Origin of the sequence: Haematobacter massiliensis, assembly GCF_000740795.1 — a bacterium.
GTDB lineage: Bacteria > Pseudomonadota > Alphaproteobacteria > Rhodobacterales > Rhodobacteraceae > Haematobacter > Haematobacter massiliensis.
Window position 1 is genome coordinate 1 of the sequence record NZ_JGYG01000030.1, and the last position, 19,026, is coordinate 19,026.

Sequence of the window (19,026 nt, forward strand, 5' to 3'; positions counted from 1 at the left end):
CGAGGAATGGGCGAAGCCCAGGGGAAGAAAGGTCAACGACGCTGTTGCGCCGAGACGTCGAAGCGCGCCCGCGCGCTGGTCTTCGGCCAGATCAGCCCATCACAGAGGACGCATGCGAGCGGTCCCGTCACTCCCAGAGAGACAGGAGACCGCGGCGATCCTGAAGGAACCGGCAGGAAGATCCGACAGGCAACCACCGGCGATGATCACCCCAACTGTGAACAGGCGAGTGCGCACCCTTCCCCGCCGACCTGCCGCCACGCGCTAGGCCCCGCACCAGATCGGATACCGGCCGGCCCGCTGGTCGGTCACCTGCCGACCACGCGCTCGACCGGGAAGAGGGACAGGGCTGGAAGCCCGATCAGAGCGTGCCCCGGATCTGCGAACCCCGCAATCAAAGAGGCCGGAAAGAGAGAAAGGCTGATCAATACACGCCCATAACTACCGGAGGAAAACGCCAACCAATGTCCAGGATCAAAAGGCCGGGGCATTTGGCCTCGCCAGCGCGCAAGCGGCCACAGCCAACCGCATGACAGGTCAAGATGAGCGCCTCGGCTCTCGATCGGTTGCTGCAGATCGATGGACATAATCGGCTTTGACGAAAAGTGCCGATCAGAAAGATGGCGATTAGATACTCGCCGGGGGCCGAGGCGGTTGCACTGCCGTTGTGCCGCACCCCCTTACATCTCTCACGCCTCTACCTGCGCAGTGAGGCTTCGTCGGATCTCCTGACCATCCCGTCCCGGCGGCGATCCGAACAGGCGGCGATACTCGCGGCTGAACTGCGACGGGCTTTCGTAACCGATGGCATAGCCGATCCGCGCAACATCGGCGCCGTCGGCCAACAGCAGGCGACGCGCCTCCTGCAGGCGCAACTGCTTTTGGTATTGCACCGGCGTCATCGCCGTCACGGCTTTGAAGTGGCGGTGGAATGTGGCGGGGCTCATCCCCGCGATATCGGCAAGGTCCCGCACGTTCAACTGATCCGCAAAGCCCTCACGGATGCAGGCAATGGCCCGACCGATCCGCGCCATATGACTGCCAGCCAGCCCGATCTGACGCAGCGCCGGTCCCATCAGCCCGTTCAGCAGGAGCCAGGTGATCTCGCGCCGGATCATCGGCGCAAGAATTTCAATGTCACGCGGCCGGGCGCAGAGACGCAGCAATCGGCAGAGCGGATCGATCAGCTCCGGATCGAAGGCATGGACCGCCAGCGCAGCGCCCGCGGGCGCCTCTTCCGTCTTCCCCAGCTCCAGCAAAAGGTCAGAGATCGTCGCAGGGTCCAGCGCGAGACTGAAGGCCAGATAGGGGCGCTCCGGCGTCGCACGGGTGATCTCGGCCCGGATCGGCACATCCATCGACGCGATCAGGCATTTCCCCTCACCATAGCGATAGGCCCGATCGCCGAGCATGCTGGTCTTGGCGCCCTGCACCACAACGCACAGCGAGGGGCGGTAGACAGCGTGGATTGGGCCGGTCGGTGCCGTGACCGAGGTCAGCAGCAGGCCATCGACCGGGGTTTCCCGGCCATGCGCGCGCCATTGGCGGTCAATCAGGTCCTTGAGCGGCAAGAGGTCGTTGGTTTCCATGCCCTGCAATGTAGTCGGCAGCATGGCAGCACGCATCCCGAATTCCACCCGAATGAGAGGATCGTGCAAGAATATGCGAGGATCCGCGTCGCCGGTCCGCATGGGACAGCGCTATCTTCACCCTGCACCGGCAGCGCTGCTCCCGGCCCTGCCCCACACTGCGAAAGGAACTGCCCATGCGGTATCGCACTCTCGGCCCGAGCGGCCTTCTGGTCTCGGAACTCTGCCTCGGCACCATGACCTTCGGCGGATCGGACGGCATGTGGGGCCAGATCGGCCAATTGCAGCAGGATGAGGCCGACACACTGGTCAGAGCGGCCTTTGACGCCGGCATCAATTTCATCGACACCGCCAATGTCTACGCTGGCGGCGAGAGCGAGCGGATCCTCGGCCAGGCCATCCGCAACCTCGGCATCCCCCGCGACGATGTGGTGATCGCGACCAAGGTTCTGGGTCCGATGGGCGAAGGCCTGAACGCCCGAGGCGCCTCTCGCGCGCACATCATGGCGCAAGCAAGGGCCAGCCTTTCGCGCTTGCAGATGGACCATATCGACCTCTACCAGATCCACGGCTTCGACGCGGTGACACCGATTGCCGAGACGTTGGAGGCGCTCGACACGCTCGTGCGGCAAGGCCATGTGCGCTACATCGGCCTGTCGAACTGGGCGGCCTGGCAGATCGTCAGGGCCATCGGCATCGCCGAGGCGCGGAAGCTGGCACCGATCCTGTCACTTCAGGCCTATTACACTCTGGTAGGCCGCGATCTGGAGCGCGAGATCGCGCCGATGCTGCGCGCCGAAGGCCTCGGGCTCATGGTCTGGAGCCCGCTGGCCGGGGGCTTCCTGTCGGGTAATTACAGCGGCGGCACTACCGCCAATGACGGCCGGAGAGCGAGCTTCAACTTCCCGCCCGTGGATCTGGCGCGCGGCGATGCCGCCATTGCGGTGATGCGCGGGATCGCATCGGCCAAAGGCTGCACCGTGGCACAGGTCGCCCTCGCCTGGCTCTTGCACCAGCCGGTGGTGACCAGCGTGATCGTCGGCGCCAAGCGGATCGACCAGTTGCAGGACAATATCCGCTCGACCGAGGTGGTGCTGACCGCCGAGGATCTGGCCGCGCTCGACAGCGTGACAAAACTGCCACCCGAGTATCCGGGCTGGATGCTGGAGCGCCAATCGCAATATCGGGCACCCTTCGCCCCGCAAAAAGGCTGATATGCGCGCAACGTCCCGCCACAGTTGCGGCGGGGCGTTGTTCTGCCTGTCCCCCATAGCCAGCGGATGATGTTGAGGCTTTGGCGCGAACATGCCTCGACCGCATCGGCATCCAGGGCTGGCAAGCGCCCAGTTCTTCGTCCCCGGCGCCAAGCAAGATCGTTTCGCTCCGCATCCCGCTTGCGCCTTTGCTTGATGTTTCGGCGCGCGTGTCTATCTGATGGGCCAATTGCCTGCGCCAGGGTCGGCTGGCGCATGGTCAATCATACCCATGCCCGGCGAGGCGGGAAATGTCAGCCCGGCATCATGTCACGGATGCGATCCAGCAATGCCCTGCTGACAGGGATTCCATCGCGCAGGTTCCGCTGCCGAGTGGCATGTCGGCGGCTGCCTGGCAGCCGGGCACCCTGATCCGAAATCGCGTCAAGCATCTGCTCTGCCTCGGCCTGCTCCTTGTCCCCCGCCAGCAGAACGGGATTGAAGGCAATGATCAGCTCGCCATGGCAGGGTGCAGCGTTGTGCCCCTGATCAAAGGCCGCCGAGGCCCGACTGGTGCGGCCGCCAATCAGCGGGCCCGCCAGCAATTCAATCATCGTGGCCAGCGCCGATCCTTTGTGTCCGCCGAAGGGCAGCATCGCCCCGGCCAGAACCTCTGCCGGATCTGTAGTGGGCCGGCCCCCGGCATCCAGTCCCCAGCCTTCGGGGATGGATCTGCCCATTTGCCGATGCATCGCGATATCTGCGCGCGCGGCGGCCGTCGTGGCAAAGTCGAACACATAGGGGGCCTTGCCGCCGGTCCGCGGCCAGGCGAAGGCCAGTGGATTGGTGCCCAGAACTGGCCGCGTGCCGCCCGCAGGGGCCACCCAGTCATGGGTCGGGTTCATCGACATCGCAGCCAGACCCTGTGCCGCGATCTCCTCGACCAACGGCCAGAGCGCGGTCGCGTTAAAGCCGTTGTTGACCGCCAGGAATGCGATGCCCAGACTGCGCGCACTGGTGATCAGCGCGGGAAGGCCGGCCTGCGCCGCAAGGGCCGAGAAGCCGAAACGCTCATCGACGCGCAAAACCGCCGGGGTCACCTGCGTTACCACCGGAACCGCCCCCAAGTTGAATGCCGGATGGGCCATCGTGTCGCGCGTTCCGGGCAGTCGTTGCAAACCGTGGGACAGGCATCCGTCACGCTGCGCGCGCGTCAGGAACCCGGCCATGGCCGCCGCCTGCAGCTGCGACACCCCGTGAGATACCAGAAAGTCCTGCGCCAGCGCGAGGATCTCTGCCTCGGACATCCGTATCTCGTCAGACATGATGCACCTCCCTCACTGCGGGGCGAGCATATCGCCCGCGCTTTCCCTGTCCTTTTGCCCCAGCCGGTCGACAATCGTGGCCGAGGCCGTGTTCATGCCGATGACCTCGACCTGCGCCCCGGCGGCGCGGAACTTTGCGACGGCCGCCTCCAGTGCCTGCACCGACGAGATGTCCCAGATATGCGCATGGGTCACGTCAATCACCACCCGCGCGGGTAGGTCGCGGTAATCGAAGGCGGCGCTGAAATCTTCGACCGAGCCGTAGAACAACTGCCCCTCGACGCGGTAGGTGCGGGTATCGCCGTCTTCGCTGGAGGTCACCCGGAAAAGCTGCGCAATCTTGGCCGCGAAGAAGAGGCCAGAGAGCAGCACGCCCACCCCCACGCCAATGGCGAGGTTGTGGGTCCAGATCACCACCGCCACCGTGGCCAGCATCACCACCGAGCTTGACCGGGGATGGGTTCGCAGGTTCCCGAGCGAGGCCCAGGAGAACGTCCCGATCGACACCATAACCATGATCGCCACCAGCGCAGGCATCGGGATCAGGCTGACCCAATCGCCGAGGCTGACACAGAAAATCAGCAGCATCACCCCGGCAAAACCGCACGAGAGCCTCCCGCGCCCGCCGGATTTCACATTGATCATGCTCTGCCCGATCATCGCGCAACCGGCCATGCCGCCGATGAAACCGGTGCCGAAATTCGCCAGCCCCTGACCGATGCATTCCTGATTGCGGTCGGATTTCGTGTCGGTGATCTCGTCAATCAGATTGGCGGTCATCAGGCTTTCCAGAAGGCCGACCACGGCCACCGCCAGCGCATAGGGGACGATGATCCCCAGCGTCTCAAGGTTCAGCGGCACATCGGGCAGCAGGAAAACCGGCAATGTGTCGGGCAGCGCGCCCATATCGCCGACGTTGCGCACATCAAGATCCAGCGCCAGCACCAGCGCCGTCAGCACGATGATGGTGACAAGCGGGGACGGAATGGCGGTGGTCAGGCGCGGAAACAGGTAGATGATGACAAGGCCAAGCGCGACCAGTGGATAGGTCAGCATCGGCACTTTTGTTGGATCCAGCTCCGGCAGCTGCGCCAGAAAGATCAGGATAGCCAAAGCGTTGACGAAGCCGGTCATCACCGATTTCGACACATAGCGTTGCGTCGCCAACCGGGGATATGCGCTTCTGCACCGGCATTTTTTAGCCCAGTTGGGGTAGCGCCCTATGCCTCATAACCGAATGGCGTAAGCAAAAAAGAAAGGCCCGGTCACAAGGACCGGGCCGATTTGAGCGGATCGTGGCGAGGGCGACCACTGCCGCCCTCGTGAATGGTCATTCTGCAGCGATGCTCTGCGCCGGCACCTGCTCCTCGTCTTCGACGGGCTCATCGTCCTCACCGTCGCCCGTGAGGAAGTCAGGCAAGGTTTCCGCTTCGGCGCCACCTGCATCCGCTGCATCTGCGATGGCATCCTGAGCCTCCATCCGCAGCGGCTCCGGCAACCAGCCGCTACCTGCCAGCAGCCGCTCGGCTTCCGTCGCCATCTCGCCCTTCTTCAGATGGTCGATCAGCTGTGCAGCGCTTTCGCCCACACCTTCCCGCACGGCCTCGAGAATGCGCGCCTTGGTCACGCGGCCAAGGTAATTGGCGACCGTCGGCTTCCAGCCCGTCTCAACAAGGTCGAGACCGGTCACGCGCGCGAGACGATCCGCCTCATGCATGCGCCGGTCCAGTCCATGCTGGCTGATGCCATTGCCGCCATAGGGGTTCGGACGCTCATAGAGGGCGTTGACCCCGAAGCTGAGGCAATGTGCCAGCAGCGCCTGACGGCTGGCCTCGTCGAGAGCGTGCAGCCAGTCCCAGAGCCGATCGTCGCCATCATCGAGCGGGATATCCGCCCGCCATGCCGCGTGCCGCTCGTCGATGCTCTGCGCCGGGATCGAGTCGCCAAGATCCGGAGCCTGCACCGACAGATGCACTTCGCTGACGCGGGCTTGAAGCGCATTCCCGGAACTGCGGATGCCGAAGCAGTCGAGCACCAGCCGGTGCAAGAGCGCCGTCATCGCGACGCTCGGATTGCTGGCGACAGCATCGCGCAAAGCCAGGGTCCGATGCGCCGTCAGTTCGATCACCAAGCGTTCAGGCAACGGCTTGATCGCCTCGCCTTCGTCCTCCTCCTCCTCGAGCGCAGTGGCCGGCTCGCCCCCGAGGGTAATCACCGCGCGCTGATGATGGCCCTCCGGTTCGGCGCGCTGCCGCACCTCGCCGGTTTCGGGATCGACAATCTCGGGCTCCTGCTCCAGCGGTGCTTCATCCTCGGCGCGGACATAGCCGCGCTCGATCAGCAGCGTGCCGTCGACATCGAGGCTGACGAAGACCCCGGCCCGCGCCATCTGCGCCGCATCATAGATCATGGGCCGCATCTCGAAGGCGCCGAGGATTTTCTCGATCTCGCCCAGCCGGGCATCGACCTCATCCGGGTATTCATCGACCTGCGCATACTCGGCCTCGAGCCGGTCGTACTCGTCGCGCAGCGCCTCGCGGGTGGTGCGTTCATCCTCGGTCAGATCGACCGTGGTGCCGATCAGCTGCCGCATGCCATAGGCATGGCTGTAGGGAAAGCTGACCGCGACCTCGATCCATTTCCAGCCCTCGGCGGCGATGGTCTCAGCCTCGGCCTTCAGCTTCTCGTTCACCAGCCGGTCGAGCAAAACCGGATCCTGCAGCCAGCCGCCATCGTCCTGCTGGAAGAGATCGCGCAGCACATAGCCACCCGCCGCCTCATAGGCCTCGATGCCGACAAAGGTGACGCGCTTGTCGGAGGCCCGCACCGTGGTTTCGGTCAGCAGGCGGCGGATGTTGTAGGGCTCCTTCGACCAGCTGTCCTTCACCGCATCCCAGACCTGAACCTGGCGTTCGTGGTCGGAGGAGATGGTGAAGGCCATCAGCTGCTCCAGCGTCATGCCATCCTCGGCATAGATCTCGAGCAGTGCCGGCGCGACCGAGACCAGTCGCAGACGCTGTCTCACCACCTTGGCATCGACGAAAAAGGCGGCGGCAATGGCTTCTTCGGTCATGCCCTTCTCGCGCATGGCCTGAAAAGCGCGGAACTGATCGACGGGATGCAGCGGTGCGCGTTCGATGTTCTCGGCGAGCGAGACCTCGTCGATGAGCACATCGTCGGTTGCGTCGGACACGATGCAGGGGACCGGGGCGGTTTTGGCGAGGCGCTTCTGTTTCACCAGCACCTCCAGCGCCCGGAAGCGGCGGCCGCCAGCGGGCACCTCGAACATTCCGGTCTCGGTGCCATCCTCGCCCAGAACCGGGCGTACGTGCAGGGACTGGATCAGCCCGCGCCGCGCGATGGACTCGGCCAGTTCATCGACCGAGACGCCAGCCTTGACGCGGCGGACGTTGGACTGGCTCAGCACCAGCTTGTTGAAGGGAATGTCGCGCGAGGACGACAGGGTGATCTTCTGAACGGCAGTGGCCATGTCAGATACTCCGAGGACGGGCGCCGGGGAGACCCTCTCTCCGGCTACCAACCCGTCATGGAACGCCCCTCCCCTCTCTCCCTCTCCTGCCCGCCAGATCGGTAACGCCTGAGAGCATGATGACTGTCTCGGGCATTGATTTGTCCGGGATTTCCTTGGCCGGAGGTCTGGCCTGTGCAACAGTGAGACGATCCCGCCATGCGCCAGATCTTCCCTGTCCGCCAAAAGGAATGGTAATGTATCATCACATCCTGATTTCCACCGATGGATCGGAAACCGCCGCCAAGGGACTCGACCACGGCTTGACGCTGGCCAAGACCCTCGGCGCGAAGGTGACCATCGTCACCGTCACGGAAGCCTTCCCGATCTATGCAGCGGCCGCGGGCGGGGCATGGGTCGCGCCCATCGAGGTCAGCGGCGGGTTCGAGGAAAGCCAGAAGGAACTGGCCGATGGCATCCTGAGAACTGCGAAGGAAGCTGCGGACAAGATCGGTGTAGTCGCCGAGGTTCTGCATATCCCCAATGCCCAACCTGCCGAGGCGATTGTCGAGACGGCGAAAGTGCGGGATTGCAGCCTGATCTGCATGTCCTCGCACGGCCGGCGTGGCCTTGGTCGTCTGTTGCTCGGCAGCCAGACCGCCGAAGTTCTGGCACACAGCCCGGTCCCGGTGCTGGTCGTCCGCTGAGGTCGGACAGGGATGCCTGCGATGCAAATCGACCCGGCGCCCGACGCGTCTCCATCTCCGGAGCCCTGCGTTGTCCGACGATGACCTGCCATCTTCATGGCTCGACCTCCTGTGCGACGCGGAGGGTAAGCCTGAGGGAATCCTGTCGCTGATCGGGTCGGAGGAGAACGCGGAGACAGAGCAGATCGCCGAGCGCCTGACGGATCGCGGGCTCTTCAGGGTCATAAGCGCAAAGCGTTACCAACTGACCGATGCGGGGCGCGAAGTTCTTGCCAGGTCGCCCCGGTCAAAGGTGCGCAATGCCACCGGCAAAAGCGGATGGCTCGGCAGGCTGCTGTCACGGCGTTAATGCCGTACGTGCAGGCAAGACGACATACCCTTGGGCGGCATCCCGCCCAAGGTCCACCGCAGATCCTTGCGAGCAGAAGACGCGCTCCCTACTTCCTGGTCGGGCGAATATGCCAGCGACAACAAGAACATATGGGCATGCTGACAATGCGCTATCTGCTTGCATATTACTCCGGGACCACCAGCCAATGGCGGAGCCTCGACACCGATCTGCTGCCGCAGCAGATCAACAGAGCCGAAGAGCTCCCGGCGGCGCTGGAAAACGCACCGATGATCGCGCTGTCCTGGATGTTGGAGCGCCGCCCATTCGGCAGCTATCAGGCGACCGTAGACGGTAAGAGCGATGAATGCGTGATGGTCTATGAACTGGAGCCAACGGCGGCTTCACCGCTCGGCAATGGCACGGATTATGTTGGCCCCTGGTTGGAAATGTTCATGCAGACGAACGAGCCGATCGGAACAATCGCCCTCGGGGCAGGAAAGCCGATATCGAAGGAGGCGGCTATCGGCGCACTCCGGCAACTGGCGAGCACCCCGCTGCAAGCCTCAGATGAGGCATGCCAGCAGACCATAGGCCGCATGCGTGAATACGCACCGTCTGCGGCAGTGCACGCCGAAGCCCCGCCAGCAGTAAAGAAGCAGGAAACGGCTTGAACGGCCGCGCGACCAAAAATTGACGATTCCGGTCGCGCACCAAAGCTGACATGGTCATCGGGATCTAACAGGAGCGACCCCTATGACCACGATCAACGATATCGCCGCCAAAGTCGCGGAAGAGAATGGCCTGACCAAGGCTCAGGCCAAATCCGCTGTCGAGGCGGTCTTCAAAGCCGTGACCGACGCCGCCATTGCCGGTGAAGAAACCTCGATCCCCGGTTTTGGCAAGTTCAAGGTCAAGGAAACCGCCGAACGCGAAGGCCGCAACCCGGCCACCGGCGCAACCGTGACCATTGCTGCCTCAAAGAAACTGGCCTTTACGCCTGCCAAGGCCGTGAAAGACGCGCTGAAGGCGTGAGGCCACAGGCAGACCAGGCGCCTCTGCTGCATGGACAGGTTTCCCCTTGTAGCAGAGAGCTTTATCGCTCTCAGCCCTTCTCCTTGAGCCACTTCCGAATCCGGACTCGCGCATTGGCGTAGGGAGAAGACGTATTGAACTGGATCATCCGGCCCTTCGTCCATTTCCCATACCAGGGCCCGCCGTAGAGTTCGGCGTCGGACCGTGCGGAAATCGTGTTTACCAGCCGGGTCTTGGCCTCGGTCAGGCGTGCCAACAGACTGACCCAATCCAAAGCCTCATGATCCCCGGTAGAACTTCTGGGCCAGCAGACCGAGTTCATTCCATTTGAACCCGGCCTCGGGAAAATCGACCGGCTCGCCCCGGTCGTCACGATCCAGCCACTTGAGCACCAAATCGTTCCACTCGATCAGATAAGCTACCAAATCGGCTGGGCTCATCATTGTCCCCGCCGCGTGCCCCGCGAGTGATGCCTCCCTTGCACGGTCAGTTGAACCCCTCGCGAGATCGATGGTGAGGCGATCAAATGTCGTCGCAATCGCCTCCAGTAGCTCGGCTTTTGTACTTGGAACCACCATCCGGTGTTGATCTTCATGTCCATCTCCTTCGCTTGGCCCTCTAAGATGAGGGTTCCAACCGTTGGAAGGTCAACCCGACACGAATAAACTCAAGATGATGATGTTTCGGGAATCACAACGATGGAAGAGTTCCTGGCGAACGAAGGGAACCAAGCCCACGCTGAAGTGTTTGATATACCCATATAGGGTATCGGTAGCTCATGGATCAGAAGAATGCCAAAGCTCTCCGCTCGAGGCTCAGTCGGATCGAAGGTCAGGTGCGCGGCGTCGGCCAGATGGTCACGGACGGCCGCTATTGCATCGACATCCTGCATCAGATCCACGCGATCAAGGCCGCGCTGGCCATCGTTGAAACCGAAATCCTGAAATCCCACGCCGCCTGCTGCGTCGAAGACGCGATTGCGTCCGGCGATGCCGCCGAGCAGCGCAAGAAGTTCAACGAGCTGGTCGAGATCTTCGCCAAGGCCAAGCTTTGAATCTGGAGGAAACCGCAATGGCTGCCGCCACCGCGAAACATGCCGAACTCCATCGAATGGTCATGACCGAACATACTTGTCCCTGGGGGCTCAAATCGCTGGACCTTCTGCAACGGGAGGGCTACCAGGTCGAGGACCACAAGCTGACGTCTCGTGCCGAGGTTGATGCTTTCAAGAAAAAGCACGGCGTCGATACCACACCGCAGACCTTCATCGGCGGCAAGCGCATCGGCGGATACGACGATCTTCTCGCCTTCTTCGGCAAGGAGGTAAAGGACAAGGACGCCACCACCTATACGCCGGTGATCGCGCTGTTCGCGATGGCTGCGCTAATGGCGCTAGCGGCAAGTTGGGCCGCGTTCGGGAACCTTCTCACCGTCGAGGCGGCGGAATGGTTCATCGCCATCTCGATGTGTCTGCTTGCCCTGCAAAAGCTCAAGGACGTGGAGGGATTCGCCACCATGTTCCTGAACTACGACCTCCTGGCGCAACGTTGGGTGCGCTATTCCTACGTCTATCCATTCGCCGAAGCGCTGGCGGGCGTCCTGATGATGGCCGGCGCGCTCATGTGGCTGTCGATCCCCGTCGCCCTGTTCATCGGCACCGTTGGAGCCATATCGGTCTTCAAGGCGGTCTATATCGACAAGCGCGAACTCAAATGCGCTTGTGTCGGCGGTGACAGCAATGTGCCGCTCGGCTTCGTCTCGCTAACGGAGAACCTGATGATGGTTGGCATGGCGATCTGGATGCTACTCAAGCCCATGGGCATCGGCCTCGGACATTAAGCGAAAACAAAGGAGCCACGAGATGACTCATCCGTCCCACACAAGCAAGCACGAGCACACCAACGACAGCGCTGGCCGCCCCTATTTGATGTTCTGGATCAACATGGCGCTCGGCCTGGTCGTTATGTACGTTGTGATGTTCTCGATGATCGACGGGCTTCACGACTTCCACAACAATCTCAATATGTTCTACATGGCCGTGACGATGTGGGCGCCGATGGGCATCTTCATGCTGGCAACGATGCCCGGCATGTTTCCGCGAAAAGGACTCAATGTCGCCCTCTACGCCGTCTTCGTCGTCTTGACAGTCGGTTCGTTCGCCGCCACACGCGCCCAAACCCTGATCGATGACGAACAATTCATCGATTCGATGATCCCGCACCACTCGGGCGCGATCCTCATGTGCCGGGAAGCTTCTTTAAGCGACGCTGAATTACTGGCTCTTTGCGAAGAAATCATTGAGGCTCAAAGGAGCGAGATCGAACAAATGGAGACCATCAAGGCTCGCCTCGATCAAGGAGCTTAAGATCTGCGGCCTCGCTGTTAGCGCGTCGAGAACGAAGCAAGCGGGTGCGGGCAACGGATCGATCCATAAATGGGCTTAGATACTACTCTTTGAACCAAAGCGCCGAATGGCTCAAGACGTGCCATTGACAGGCCGATTTCATAGGGCCGAATAAGCGGCAAAAAACTCTTGACCCGTGCTGCAGGTACGCTTTCGATCTTGGAATTGGAGCATGAGAAAATTGACGGACGTGCTCCTCTTCTATCGAGGGGCAGAATTGAAAGCAGAGCACTAATTGCCTTTGTTCATCTCGGGGCGGACACCAGGTGAACCGCGATGGCACAATAGTCCAGCACAGCCTGCCAGGAGGTCAGCAGCGGGTTTTGGTTGAAATAGCGCGCAAGAATCTCACGCGCCTCAAGGATGACGGTTTGCTCCTGCTCAGTCATCGGCCCGCCCTCCGGCCCCGCCGGCAAGCGTTGCGCCCCCGTTGTCGTCATCATCTGACACGACGAATTGGAATTCTTGGGAGATGAAGTCGTTGAGCCGGATCGCCAGCTCCATATTCGTGGCAACCGGAAGGCCGAGCGCCATGAAGGCGGCATAGACAGCGGTATCCACTTTTTCGTCAAAGGTTTGCATCAGGGGTCTCCCGGAATGAGTAGCCCACTGCCCGCTTCTATGACGCCGCGAGCGCTTGGGCCGGGAATGGGAAGGGACGCGGCAACCGAGGACCAGCAGTAGGGCTGCCGCGTGATGATGTGACGAATGGGTGCGCGACTGGTGTCAGCCCGCGCGCTCCAGCAGCTTCTTGGCCTTGCCCTCCAGCTCAAGCCGGGTGTCCTGTTGGGTCTTGTCCCTCGCGAGGCGGGTAATCCCCTGAACAAAGTCGAAGATGCTCTCGGGCGGGTGCCCCTCCTCGACCAGGACCTTGTCGATGATCTTGCCCGCCTCCAGCTTCGAGAACCCGCGCTTGCGCAGGAAGGTTACACGGTCCTCGTCGGTCCGGGCCACGATCTGCTGGCGGGCCGCCTTGATCCCGTTGATGAACCCCGAGGGTGAGGAATTGGCAAAGCGGGTCAGCGCCGGTGCAGCCTCATGCGCGAACCGCGAGGCAGCATATTTCGAGTGGCGGATGGTGATCTCCTGGAATTCTTCCTGACCCCAGATGTTCCGGTTCTGGCACACGGCGCGTAGATAGAAACTGGCAATGCCAAGGGTCTTGGCCCCGACCTCCGAGTTCCAGCAATAGAAGCCGCGGAAGTAGAGATCCGGCGATCCATCGGGCAGCTTGCCCGCCTCGATGGGATTGTGATCGTCTACGAGGAAGAGGAACACATCGCGATCCGAGGCATAGAGCGTGGTCGTGTCGCGGGTGATGTCGACGTCCGGATTATAGACGCCGGTCGACCAGTCGAGCGTGCCCGGCACCTTCCACCGCGTGTCGCCGGTGCCATTGCCCGCGATACGTTGCACGGCCTCGACCAGCTCATGATCATAGATCCGGCCATAATCTGGGCCGGTCACCGCGCGTAGCTCAGTCCTGCCGTCTTCGGTTTCGAAGGTCTTGATCTGCTCGGCACGGTGACCCGAGAGGCCATACTGCAGATTGATCCCGGCCAGCGGGGCCGGCAGCTGGCGCAGATACGACGCCGGCGCCCCGACCAGGCTGGCAAGCTGACCAAAGGCCCAATGGGTCGGCGCCAACGGCGCATCCGCCTTCGGCAGGATCAACTGCAGCCGCTCGGCATTGTCGCGGCTGGCCTCGACATGGATCTTCGCCGTCTCGACAATGCGCGACGTGCTGCGCTCCGAGCGAGCCTTGACCGAGGCCCAGAGGTCATCAAGCGAGAGATAGCGCTCATCATCGGGCCGGTTGAACCATTCGGATGACACCCGGCCGTTGCGCTCACCCCGGCTGACATCCACCTTATAGCCGCCGCGCGGCGGTCGCGCGGGTTCCAGAATCTGCAATTTGTTCATGACAGTCACTCCGCGACGGGCCGCCGGAGGCCTCTCCCCCAGCCCGGACCCGTCACGGGCAAACCACCCGCTCTCTCACTCTGGAGCCGACAGGACTGCCGTTACCAGTATCGGTCTCACAATCCTTTCCGGATCATCTGTGCGGCCACGTCACGCCCATCGAGCAAAGTGCACAGCCCGATGCTGCGGTCGTAGCTAGTGCACCTGGTAGCCGCATCGCCTCGCACTGTTCCGCGCTCAGCACAGTCCAACGACCCGAACCGAACGGGCGTGCCCGCCACCTCAATTGTGTCGCCATCGCAAATATGACTGACAGGCCCCTCAATCACACGACGGGCTGTCAATTCAGGCAGCGCGCCGAGATGCGCGGGAAAGCGCTCCACCGCCATAAAACCCAGCAACAACGCACCGCCCATCACAGACAAAAACTGTAGAGGCCGGTTACGACTACCCGCTCGTTTCCGAGGCCAAGGTACCGATCGCAGCGCAGTGACGCGCTTGGAAGGCAGAGACTGTCTTCTTCTGCTCATGCGGCAGCATTAGAGCACGCAACCATGTCTGACCATGTCCCCGAAAGGGGAATTGCCCATCACTGCACGCTGCCCTATCAATGTTGCAGAACAAAGTGGACCTTGATGACCGATATCAACTTCGACGCGCTTTCGCTGAGCGAACTGAAACAAATGGAAAAGTCAGTCGCCAAGGCGATCACCTCCTTTGAAGATCGCCGCAAAGCCGAGGCCCGCGCCAGGGTCGATGAGTTGGCCCGCGAACTCGGTTATTCGTTCGAGGAACTTGCCGATGCGGCAACCGCGCGCCAACGCTCTCCCTCGGTAGCGAAATATCGTCATCCAGAAAACCCGGAACTGACCTGGTCCGGGCGGGGACGCAAACCGGGCTGGATCGGTGACGCGCTGGCCTCCGGAAAATCGCTCGAAGATTTCGCTATCTGATCAACAGGGCGGGGAACGACAGGCCCTGGCTCGCATTGCGAGACGAGGAAGCCATGACCAACGACCTTGTGCGCAAGATTGCCTCGGTCATGTCCAAGGCGATGACGCTGATCTGTGTTCGGAATACGTGTCTTGAAACCCTGCATGCAGGCCCGGGAGTGGTCAGCCATACAGGGGACTATTCTGATGTGCTCGTGACGGACGCCAACGGCCGACAAATCCCATGGTCGGAGGTTTCCAGGATCAGCGATGACGAAATGCGCGACTTGATGCGCGAAATCGTCAATCGGCTCTACACATTCAAGTTGCGGGTCGGCGAACAAGAGTTTCGCGACTACCTGGACCGACAGCTCACCTCGACCCAAAACTGGGATGAACCCAGGCACGACTGGAACCTTGCAGGTCGAAAACGCACGAGGCGCTCGGGCCTGATGCGCCAGTTGCCCCCGCGACCGAAGACCCTAGCGCCTGACCAGAGCGCTATGGAACCGAGCAACGCAACATCTTGCTCCTAACCCCCTGAAACCGATACACTGCCCTTGGGGACGCCACGCGTCGTCCCTGGGGCGTGGAAACCTCTGAACCTGTCGGTATTGGCGTCGGCCGAAACGGCGCCGATTCCTTGACCATGCGGTCGGGGAGCCTGTGACGTATGTCCAGGCGCTCCGGTGCTAAAGGTCATAGGGACCGGACAGGTTCGGTTTTCCAACTCCCCGATCATGGGTCAGGAAGCGATTGCGGGGGCGTACCGCAGCATTCGCTTCTGTCCGGTATAGGGTGGGCCGAGTTGGACGGCGATCTGGATGGTTTTGACAGGCAACTCGGGGACAGGCTGAAGGCGCTGCGGACAAGACGCGGCCTGTCACTGGCAGATGTCGCCTCGGAAATCGGTATCAGCTATCAACAACTGCAAAAACACGAAAGCGGCCGAAACAGCCTAACAATTTACCGACTGGTAAGGATCGCCAATGCGCTCGAAGTAGACCCGCAAACGATCCTGGAGATGCTAAACTCGCCCGACGGCCAAGGAGAGCTATCAAGATTTTTGCCCCCGCAACGGCTCGGCGAGCGTCATAGACTTCTTAAGGCATATTTTGCGCTGCCAGAGGAAATCAGGTCGGCATTCCTGAACCTCATCGAGGGCACAGCGGCCACGAGCTGACATGGGCGGATTGGACGCAGCAGCCCATGCACGCCTTGGTTTGCTATGGTCAACGAGCCGACACAGCGGCTCGTCACAGCACTCTAATTCTTGACGTCAAGAGCCATGATGGGCCGAGAGCGGACTGTCGCTGCGCAAAGGATGGAGGTCAGCAATGCGAACAAAGCGCTAATTCGCTGCAGTTACTCGAACGACCGCTTCACGGTGAATCTAAATTCGTTCGGCAAAGCGCCTGATGCGTTGCACCAGGCGTCTCCTGTTCCTGTCACATCGCGTTACTTGATGGCGAGGATGTCGAAGTTGTGGACGTTAGCGACCACACCGTCGTCCCACCCGCCAGCGACCAACTCCGCTGCCCGTTCCTTCAGCAGCCCGGCGACTTGACCGGCAAAGTGTGCTTCACGGCCAGCATTGTTGGCGAAGATGTCGAAGATTGCGAAGGATGTTTCGTCAATCTGCAGCGCCGCCCAGAACAATGTGCCGGGTTCGGTTTCTCCGACGATGGGACCAGCTGCGGTCAGCAAGGCGGCCAGTTCCGGCCCTTTGCCGGGTGCTGCTTCGAGCGTGATATACGTGGCTGTCGTGGCCGAGTTGAGATCAACCGGTTCCCTCATCGACAGGACATCGGAATTGTTGATATTCGCGACAACACCATCGTCCCAGCCCCCGGCGACCAGCGCCTCGGCATTTTGGTTCAAAGCCGCGGCCACAGCGCCGGAGAAATGCGCATTGCGCGCTTCTTCATCCACGAAGATATCAAAGATCGCGAGCGTATCTTCGGCTTGCAAGGCAAACCAAAGCACGGTGCCTGGTTCGTTGTCCGCGACAATCGGGGCGGCTCCGGCCAGAAATTTGGCGAATGCTTCGGTCTGGCCTTCAGCGGCGGGCATGGCGATGTAGCTGGCAGTGCGATTTTCCATTGGGGCTTCCTGTGCGAGTGCAGATGTCGTGATCAAGGCCAAAGCGGCGAGTGTCTTGAGAATTTGGGCTTTCATGGTCGCCTCCTGATCGACAGGTCGTCGTGGTTGGTTTCGATGCACCCTTTTCTCATGCCGAGTGCCTCAGACACCAATCCCGAACTTCTATTCTTTGATAGACATGTGCTATGGTGAACTTCATGGCGGAAAGTGACGGAGACCGTGGCAGTGGAGATGAACCAGATCAGGTATTTTTTGGCTGTCTGCCAGCATCGCAACTTCACCCATGCCGCCAGCGCCTCAAATGTTTCCCAACCGTCCCTGACGACCGCGATCAAGAAACTTGAACACGAGCTCGGGGGTGATCTGTTTGTCAGGGACCGCGCGGGATGCAGGTTGACGGCACTCGGAAAACTCATGCAGCCAAGACTACAGAAAGCGTATCACGAAACGCAGGCAGCTAAGGCAGAAGCCGTCCGCCACGCGCGACTAGAGCGGGTTCCTATTTCTGTCGGTGTTGGCGAAACGATTGGTCACAACCGGATTTCAGCCGCCGTGGAACGCTTCCGTACACGATTGCCGCAAGCCGAAATAGAGTTGATCGTGGCGTCTGCCTCCAAGCTTCTGGCCGGATTGCGAGAGGGTGAATTTGATGTCGTTGTCACAGCGGCGACGGTCAGCGAAGACCTCTATCGAATAGACCAGCTCTATGACGAGTCCTACAAGGTTGTGGTGTCCAAGTCGCACCCGTTGTCTGAACGGGGCGCTGTTTCTCTTTCGACACTCGCTGAAACTGACATGCTCGATCGACCCAATTGCGAAATGCGCGATGCGTTGCATCGGACATGTGCAGACCAGGGTCACGAACTCTACGCGGCCTATCGGTCAAATCGCGTGGATTGGTTAGTCGAACTCGCGCGGCAGGGATTAGGCGCGGTGATTTTGCCAACCACGGCAATTCCAGCAGACAGTGGCCTCGTTTCGATACCCATCGACGGCCTTGAAATTTCGCGAACTGTTTCTGCTCTTCGTTATCGGCACCAAACGACGAGACCAGAGACAAATGATCTGATCCGTGAGATTGCGCGTGCGTAGGTGTACTATCATTGATGGCCGACATTCGCGCATAGTACATTAACTGGTACTTCAGTGACCTGATAAATAAAATATTCTGCGATCGCAACAGATATTCATCAACTATTGCCCTGAAAAGATGCTTTTGGTTGATTTAGTGCCTCAACGGCACCGCGATGCTTAAGAGATGGAGTCTCTTGCGAAAGCGGTGGGCTCGCTTTTTCAAGGCCTTCGAGAATGGGGCAGTCAGGCCGGTTATCACCCGAGCAGCAGGACGCGAGCTTCTCAAGGGTAGCTGCCATTTGCTTCAGCTCCTGAACTTTCGAGTTGAGGCGTTCAATCTGGATCAGCGCGATCCTTTTTACATCCGCGCTATGGCGGCTCCGATCCTGCCAAAGTTGCAGAAGTTCTGCTATTTCCGTGACCGAAAACCCAAGATCTCGAGATTTTCGGATGAATTGCAGAACATGAACATCCTGTTCCGAATAGTCGCGGTAACCTGAGCTTTTCCGATCCGCAGCCCTGATCAGACCCGTCTGCTCATAATAGCGGATCATCTTGGCGCTCACGCCCGAAGCTTCGGCAGCCTGACCAATGTTCATCACGCACTCCTTTCGGCCGATAGATGCCAGGTTACGAAGGCCATTATATTTTCCCTGTCACGCGCTGGCCAGTTGGAGGTGCATAGCGACGCAGGCGAAGTGCATTTCCCAAGACGAAGACACTCGAAAGCGCCATTGCGCCGGCGGCGAGCACGGGCGAGAGCAAGATCCCCCATGCGGGATAGAGGACTCCCGCTGCAACAGGAATCAAAGCTGCATTGTATGCGAAAGCCCAGAACAGATTTTGGCGGATATTCCCGATCGTCGCCTTGGAGAGCGCGATGGCGTTGGGAACCCCCTGAAGACTGCCAGACCCCACATTTCCCAAGTAAGGCGCTGATTTCG

The 19,026-nt window shown here is 60.9% G+C and carries 22 protein-coding genes and 2 pseudogenes; 12 read left to right on the forward strand and 12 right to left on the reverse strand.

Features of this window, described 5'->3' with window-relative positions; translation table 11 throughout:
- Positions 1-689 precede the first annotated feature (689 nt).
- Positions 690-1,589 carry an AraC family transcriptional regulator gene (locus CN97_RS19320; RefSeq protein ID WP_035715154.1) on the reverse strand — a complete coding sequence of 300 codons (900 nt, stop codon included), beginning with the start codon at positions 1,587-1,589 and terminating at the stop codon, positions 690-692.
- A gap of 176 nt (positions 1,590-1,765) precedes the next feature.
- Between CN97_RS19320 and CN97_RS19325 the strand changes: the two genes are divergently transcribed.
- A complete protein-coding gene (locus tag CN97_RS19325) occupies positions 1,766-2,803 on the forward strand; it encodes an aldo/keto reductase (protein WP_035715112.1) in 1,038 nt (345 codons plus the stop codon).
- A 293-nt stretch (positions 2,804-3,096) separates the two neighbouring features.
- Here CN97_RS19325 and CN97_RS19330 read toward each other — a convergent pair whose 3' ends face one another.
- The 3 genes and pseudogenes from CN97_RS19330 to CN97_RS19340 all read right to left on the reverse strand — a co-directional run bounded on the left by CN97_RS19330 (position 3,097) and on the right by CN97_RS19340 (position 7,597).
- Positions 3,097-4,107, reverse strand: a complete 1,011-nt coding sequence (locus CN97_RS19330; protein WP_035715113.1) for an Ldh family oxidoreductase — start codon at positions 4,105-4,107, stop codon at positions 3,097-3,099.
- Positions 4,108-4,119: 12 nt separating this feature from the next.
- Positions 4,120-5,262: pseudogene (locus CN97_RS19335) on the reverse strand (SulP family inorganic anion transporter); the annotation flags it as partial.
- Positions 5,263-5,437: 175 nt separating this feature from the next.
- Positions 5,438-7,597, reverse strand: a complete 2,160-nt coding sequence (locus CN97_RS19340) for a ParB/RepB/Spo0J family partition protein (protein ID WP_035715115.1) — start codon at positions 7,595-7,597, stop codon at positions 5,438-5,440.
- Positions 7,598-7,833: 236 nt separating this feature from the next.
- Between CN97_RS19340 and CN97_RS19345 the strand changes: the two genes are divergently transcribed.
- The 4 genes from CN97_RS19345 to CN97_RS19360 all read left to right on the forward strand — a co-directional run bounded on the left by CN97_RS19345 (position 7,834) and on the right by CN97_RS19360 (position 9,646).
- Positions 7,834-8,283 carry a universal stress protein gene (locus CN97_RS19345; RefSeq protein WP_035715118.1) on the forward strand — a complete coding sequence of 150 codons (450 nt, stop codon included), beginning with the start codon at positions 7,834-7,836 and terminating at the stop codon, positions 8,281-8,283.
- 70 nt (positions 8,284-8,353) lie between these two features.
- Positions 8,354-8,632, forward strand: a complete 279-nt coding sequence (locus tag CN97_RS19350; RefSeq protein WP_035715120.1) for a hypothetical protein — start codon at positions 8,354-8,356, stop codon at positions 8,630-8,632.
- Positions 8,633-8,778: 146 nt separating this feature from the next.
- Positions 8,779-9,285, forward strand: a complete 507-nt coding sequence (locus tag CN97_RS19355) for a hypothetical protein (RefSeq protein ID WP_140418218.1) — start codon at positions 8,779-8,781, stop codon at positions 9,283-9,285.
- An 82-nt stretch (positions 9,286-9,367) separates the two neighbouring features.
- Positions 9,368-9,646 (forward strand): HU family DNA-binding protein, encoded by a 279-nt coding sequence (locus CN97_RS19360; protein ID WP_020952657.1) that lies wholly within the window; start codon positions 9,368-9,370, stop codon positions 9,644-9,646.
- A 70-nt stretch (positions 9,647-9,716) separates the two neighbouring features.
- Here the strand turns inward: CN97_RS19360 and CN97_RS21350 are convergent, their stop codons facing one another.
- Both CN97_RS21350 and CN97_RS21355 read right to left on the reverse strand, forming a co-directional pair.
- Complete coding sequence (locus CN97_RS21350; protein ID WP_276946787.1) at positions 9,717-9,902, reverse strand: ClbS/DfsB family four-helix bundle protein; 186 nt, start codon at positions 9,900-9,902, stop codon at positions 9,717-9,719.
- A gap of 22 nt (positions 9,903-9,924) precedes the next feature.
- Positions 9,925-10,224: a ClbS/DfsB family four-helix bundle protein gene (locus CN97_RS21355; protein WP_276946786.1), complete on the reverse strand. Its 300-nt coding sequence runs from the start codon at positions 10,222-10,224 to the stop codon at positions 9,925-9,927.
- Between the two features lie 200 nt (positions 10,225-10,424).
- Between CN97_RS21355 and CN97_RS19370 the strand changes: the two genes are divergently transcribed.
- From CN97_RS19370 to CN97_RS19380, 3 genes are read left to right on the forward strand one after another with little or no spacing between them, the layout of a single operon-like run.
- Positions 10,425-10,700 (forward strand): metal-sensitive transcriptional regulator, encoded by a 276-nt coding sequence (locus CN97_RS19370; RefSeq protein WP_035715126.1) that lies wholly within the window; start codon positions 10,425-10,427, stop codon positions 10,698-10,700.
- Between the two features lie 17 nt (positions 10,701-10,717).
- On the forward strand, positions 10,718-11,485 hold the full coding sequence (locus CN97_RS19375) for a glutaredoxin family protein (RefSeq protein ID WP_035715129.1): 768 nt from the start codon (positions 10,718-10,720) through the stop codon (positions 11,483-11,485).
- Positions 11,486-11,507: 22 nt separating this feature from the next.
- Positions 11,508-12,011: a DUF305 domain-containing protein gene (locus CN97_RS19380; RefSeq protein WP_035715132.1), complete on the forward strand. Its 504-nt coding sequence runs from the start codon at positions 11,508-11,510 to the stop codon at positions 12,009-12,011.
- A 284-nt stretch (positions 12,012-12,295) separates the two neighbouring features.
- Here CN97_RS19380 and CN97_RS20840 read toward each other — a convergent pair whose 3' ends face one another.
- The 3 genes from CN97_RS20840 to CN97_RS19390 all read right to left on the reverse strand — a co-directional run bounded on the left by CN97_RS20840 (position 12,296) and on the right by CN97_RS19390 (position 13,973).
- Positions 12,296-12,439, reverse strand: a complete 144-nt coding sequence (locus CN97_RS20840; RefSeq protein WP_156969594.1) for a hypothetical protein — start codon at positions 12,437-12,439, stop codon at positions 12,296-12,298.
- Complete coding sequence (locus CN97_RS19385) at positions 12,432-12,632, reverse strand: hypothetical protein (RefSeq protein ID WP_035715135.1); 201 nt, start codon at positions 12,630-12,632, stop codon at positions 12,432-12,434. Before CN97_RS19385 ends, CN97_RS20840 begins: the two co-directional genes overlap by 8 nt.
- Positions 12,633-12,776: 144 nt before the next feature.
- Positions 12,777-13,973 carry a hypothetical protein gene (locus tag CN97_RS19390; RefSeq protein WP_035715137.1) on the reverse strand — a complete coding sequence of 399 codons (1,197 nt, stop codon included), beginning with the start codon at positions 13,971-13,973 and terminating at the stop codon, positions 12,777-12,779.
- A 635-nt stretch (positions 13,974-14,608) separates the two neighbouring features.
- Between CN97_RS19390 and CN97_RS19400 the strand changes: the two genes are divergently transcribed.
- The 3 genes from CN97_RS19400 (at position 14,609) to CN97_RS20030 (ending at position 16,088) form a co-directional block, all read left to right on the forward strand.
- Positions 14,609-14,926: an H-NS histone family protein gene (locus CN97_RS19400; RefSeq protein ID WP_035715141.1), complete on the forward strand. Its 318-nt coding sequence runs from the start codon at positions 14,609-14,611 to the stop codon at positions 14,924-14,926.
- A gap of 53 nt (positions 14,927-14,979) precedes the next feature.
- A complete protein-coding gene (locus tag CN97_RS19405) occupies positions 14,980-15,441 on the forward strand; it encodes a hypothetical protein (RefSeq protein WP_176408622.1) in 462 nt (153 codons plus the stop codon).
- Positions 15,442-15,713: 272 nt separating this feature from the next.
- Positions 15,714-16,088, forward strand: coding sequence for a helix-turn-helix domain-containing protein (locus CN97_RS20030; RefSeq protein ID WP_169743207.1), 375 nt, complete (start codon positions 15,714-15,716; stop codon positions 16,086-16,088).
- Positions 16,089-16,363: 275 nt separating this feature from the next.
- Here CN97_RS20030 and CN97_RS19415 read toward each other — a convergent pair whose 3' ends face one another.
- Positions 16,364-17,083 carry a putative quinol monooxygenase gene (locus CN97_RS19415; RefSeq protein ID WP_035715144.1) on the reverse strand — a complete coding sequence of 240 codons (720 nt, stop codon included), beginning with the start codon at positions 17,081-17,083 and terminating at the stop codon, positions 16,364-16,366.
- A 144-nt stretch (positions 17,084-17,227) separates the two neighbouring features.
- On the opposite strand from CN97_RS19415, the gene CN97_RS19420 reads away from it, so the two are divergent.
- The gene (locus tag CN97_RS19420) at positions 17,228-18,100 is read left to right on the forward strand and encodes a LysR family transcriptional regulator (protein ID WP_248700135.1); all 873 of its coding nucleotides are present in this window, start codon (positions 17,228-17,230) and stop codon (positions 18,098-18,100) included.
- A gap of 98 nt (positions 18,101-18,198) precedes the next feature.
- Here CN97_RS19420 and cueR read toward each other — a convergent pair whose 3' ends face one another.
- Both cueR and CN97_RS19430 read right to left on the reverse strand, forming a co-directional pair.
- Complete coding sequence (gene cueR, locus CN97_RS20460) at positions 18,199-18,681, reverse strand: Cu(I)-responsive transcriptional regulator (RefSeq protein ID WP_084684281.1); 483 nt, start codon at positions 18,679-18,681, stop codon at positions 18,199-18,201.
- A gap of 43 nt (positions 18,682-18,724) precedes the next feature.
- Positions 18,725-19,026: pseudogene (locus CN97_RS19430) on the reverse strand (hypothetical protein); the annotation flags it as partial.

What these genes read in the sequence shown, in the direction of transcription:
- CN97_RS19320 (WP_035715154.1), bottom strand. Translation starts at nt 1,589, where the DNA reads ATGGAAACCAACGACCTCTTGCCGCTCAAGGACCTGATTGACCGCCAA.
- CN97_RS19325 (WP_035715112.1), top strand. Translation starts at nt 1,766, where the DNA reads ATGCGGTATCGCACTCTCGGCCCGAGCGGCCTTCTGGTCTCGGAACTC.
- CN97_RS19330 (WP_035715113.1), bottom strand. Translation starts at nt 4,107, where the DNA reads ATGTCTGACGAGATACGGATGTCCGAGGCAGAGATCCTCGCGCTGGCG.
- CN97_RS19340 (WP_035715115.1), bottom strand. Translation starts at nt 7,597, where the DNA reads ATGGCCACTGCCGTTCAGAAGATCACCCTGTCGTCCTCGCGCGACATT.
- CN97_RS19345 (WP_035715118.1), top strand. Translation starts at nt 7,834, where the DNA reads ATGTATCATCACATCCTGATTTCCACCGATGGATCGGAAACCGCCGCC.
- CN97_RS19355 (WP_140418218.1), top strand. Translation starts at nt 8,779, where the DNA reads ATGCGCTATCTGCTTGCATATTACTCCGGGACCACCAGCCAATGGCGG.
- CN97_RS19360 (WP_020952657.1), top strand. Translation starts at nt 9,368, where the DNA reads ATGACCACGATCAACGATATCGCCGCCAAAGTCGCGGAAGAGAATGGC.
- CN97_RS21355 (WP_276946786.1), bottom strand. Translation starts at nt 10,224, where the DNA reads ATGGTGGTTCCAAGTACAAAAGCCGAGCTACTGGAGGCGATTGCGACG.
- CN97_RS19370 (WP_035715126.1), top strand. Translation starts at nt 10,425, where the DNA reads ATGGATCAGAAGAATGCCAAAGCTCTCCGCTCGAGGCTCAGTCGGATC.
- CN97_RS19375 (WP_035715129.1), top strand. Translation starts at nt 10,718, where the DNA reads ATGGCTGCCGCCACCGCGAAACATGCCGAACTCCATCGAATGGTCATG.
- CN97_RS19380 (WP_035715132.1), top strand. Translation starts at nt 11,508, where the DNA reads ATGACTCATCCGTCCCACACAAGCAAGCACGAGCACACCAACGACAGC.
- CN97_RS20840 (WP_156969594.1), bottom strand. Translation starts at nt 12,439, where the DNA reads ATGACTGAGCAGGAGCAAACCGTCATCCTTGAGGCGCGTGAGATTCTT.
- CN97_RS19385 (WP_035715135.1), bottom strand. Translation starts at nt 12,632, where the DNA reads ATGCAAACCTTTGACGAAAAAGTGGATACCGCTGTCTATGCCGCCTTC.
- CN97_RS19390 (WP_035715137.1), bottom strand. Translation starts at nt 13,973, where the DNA reads ATGAACAAATTGCAGATTCTGGAACCCGCGCGACCGCCGCGCGGCGGC.
- CN97_RS19400 (WP_035715141.1), top strand. Translation starts at nt 14,609, where the DNA reads ATGACCGATATCAACTTCGACGCGCTTTCGCTGAGCGAACTGAAACAA.
- CN97_RS19405 (WP_176408622.1), top strand. Translation starts at nt 14,980, where the DNA reads ATGACCAACGACCTTGTGCGCAAGATTGCCTCGGTCATGTCCAAGGCG.
- CN97_RS19415 (WP_035715144.1), bottom strand. Translation starts at nt 17,083, where the DNA reads ATGAAAGCCCAAATTCTCAAGACACTCGCCGCTTTGGCCTTGATCACG.
- cueR (WP_084684281.1), bottom strand. Translation starts at nt 18,681, where the DNA reads ATGAACATTGGTCAGGCTGCCGAAGCTTCGGGCGTGAGCGCCAAGATG.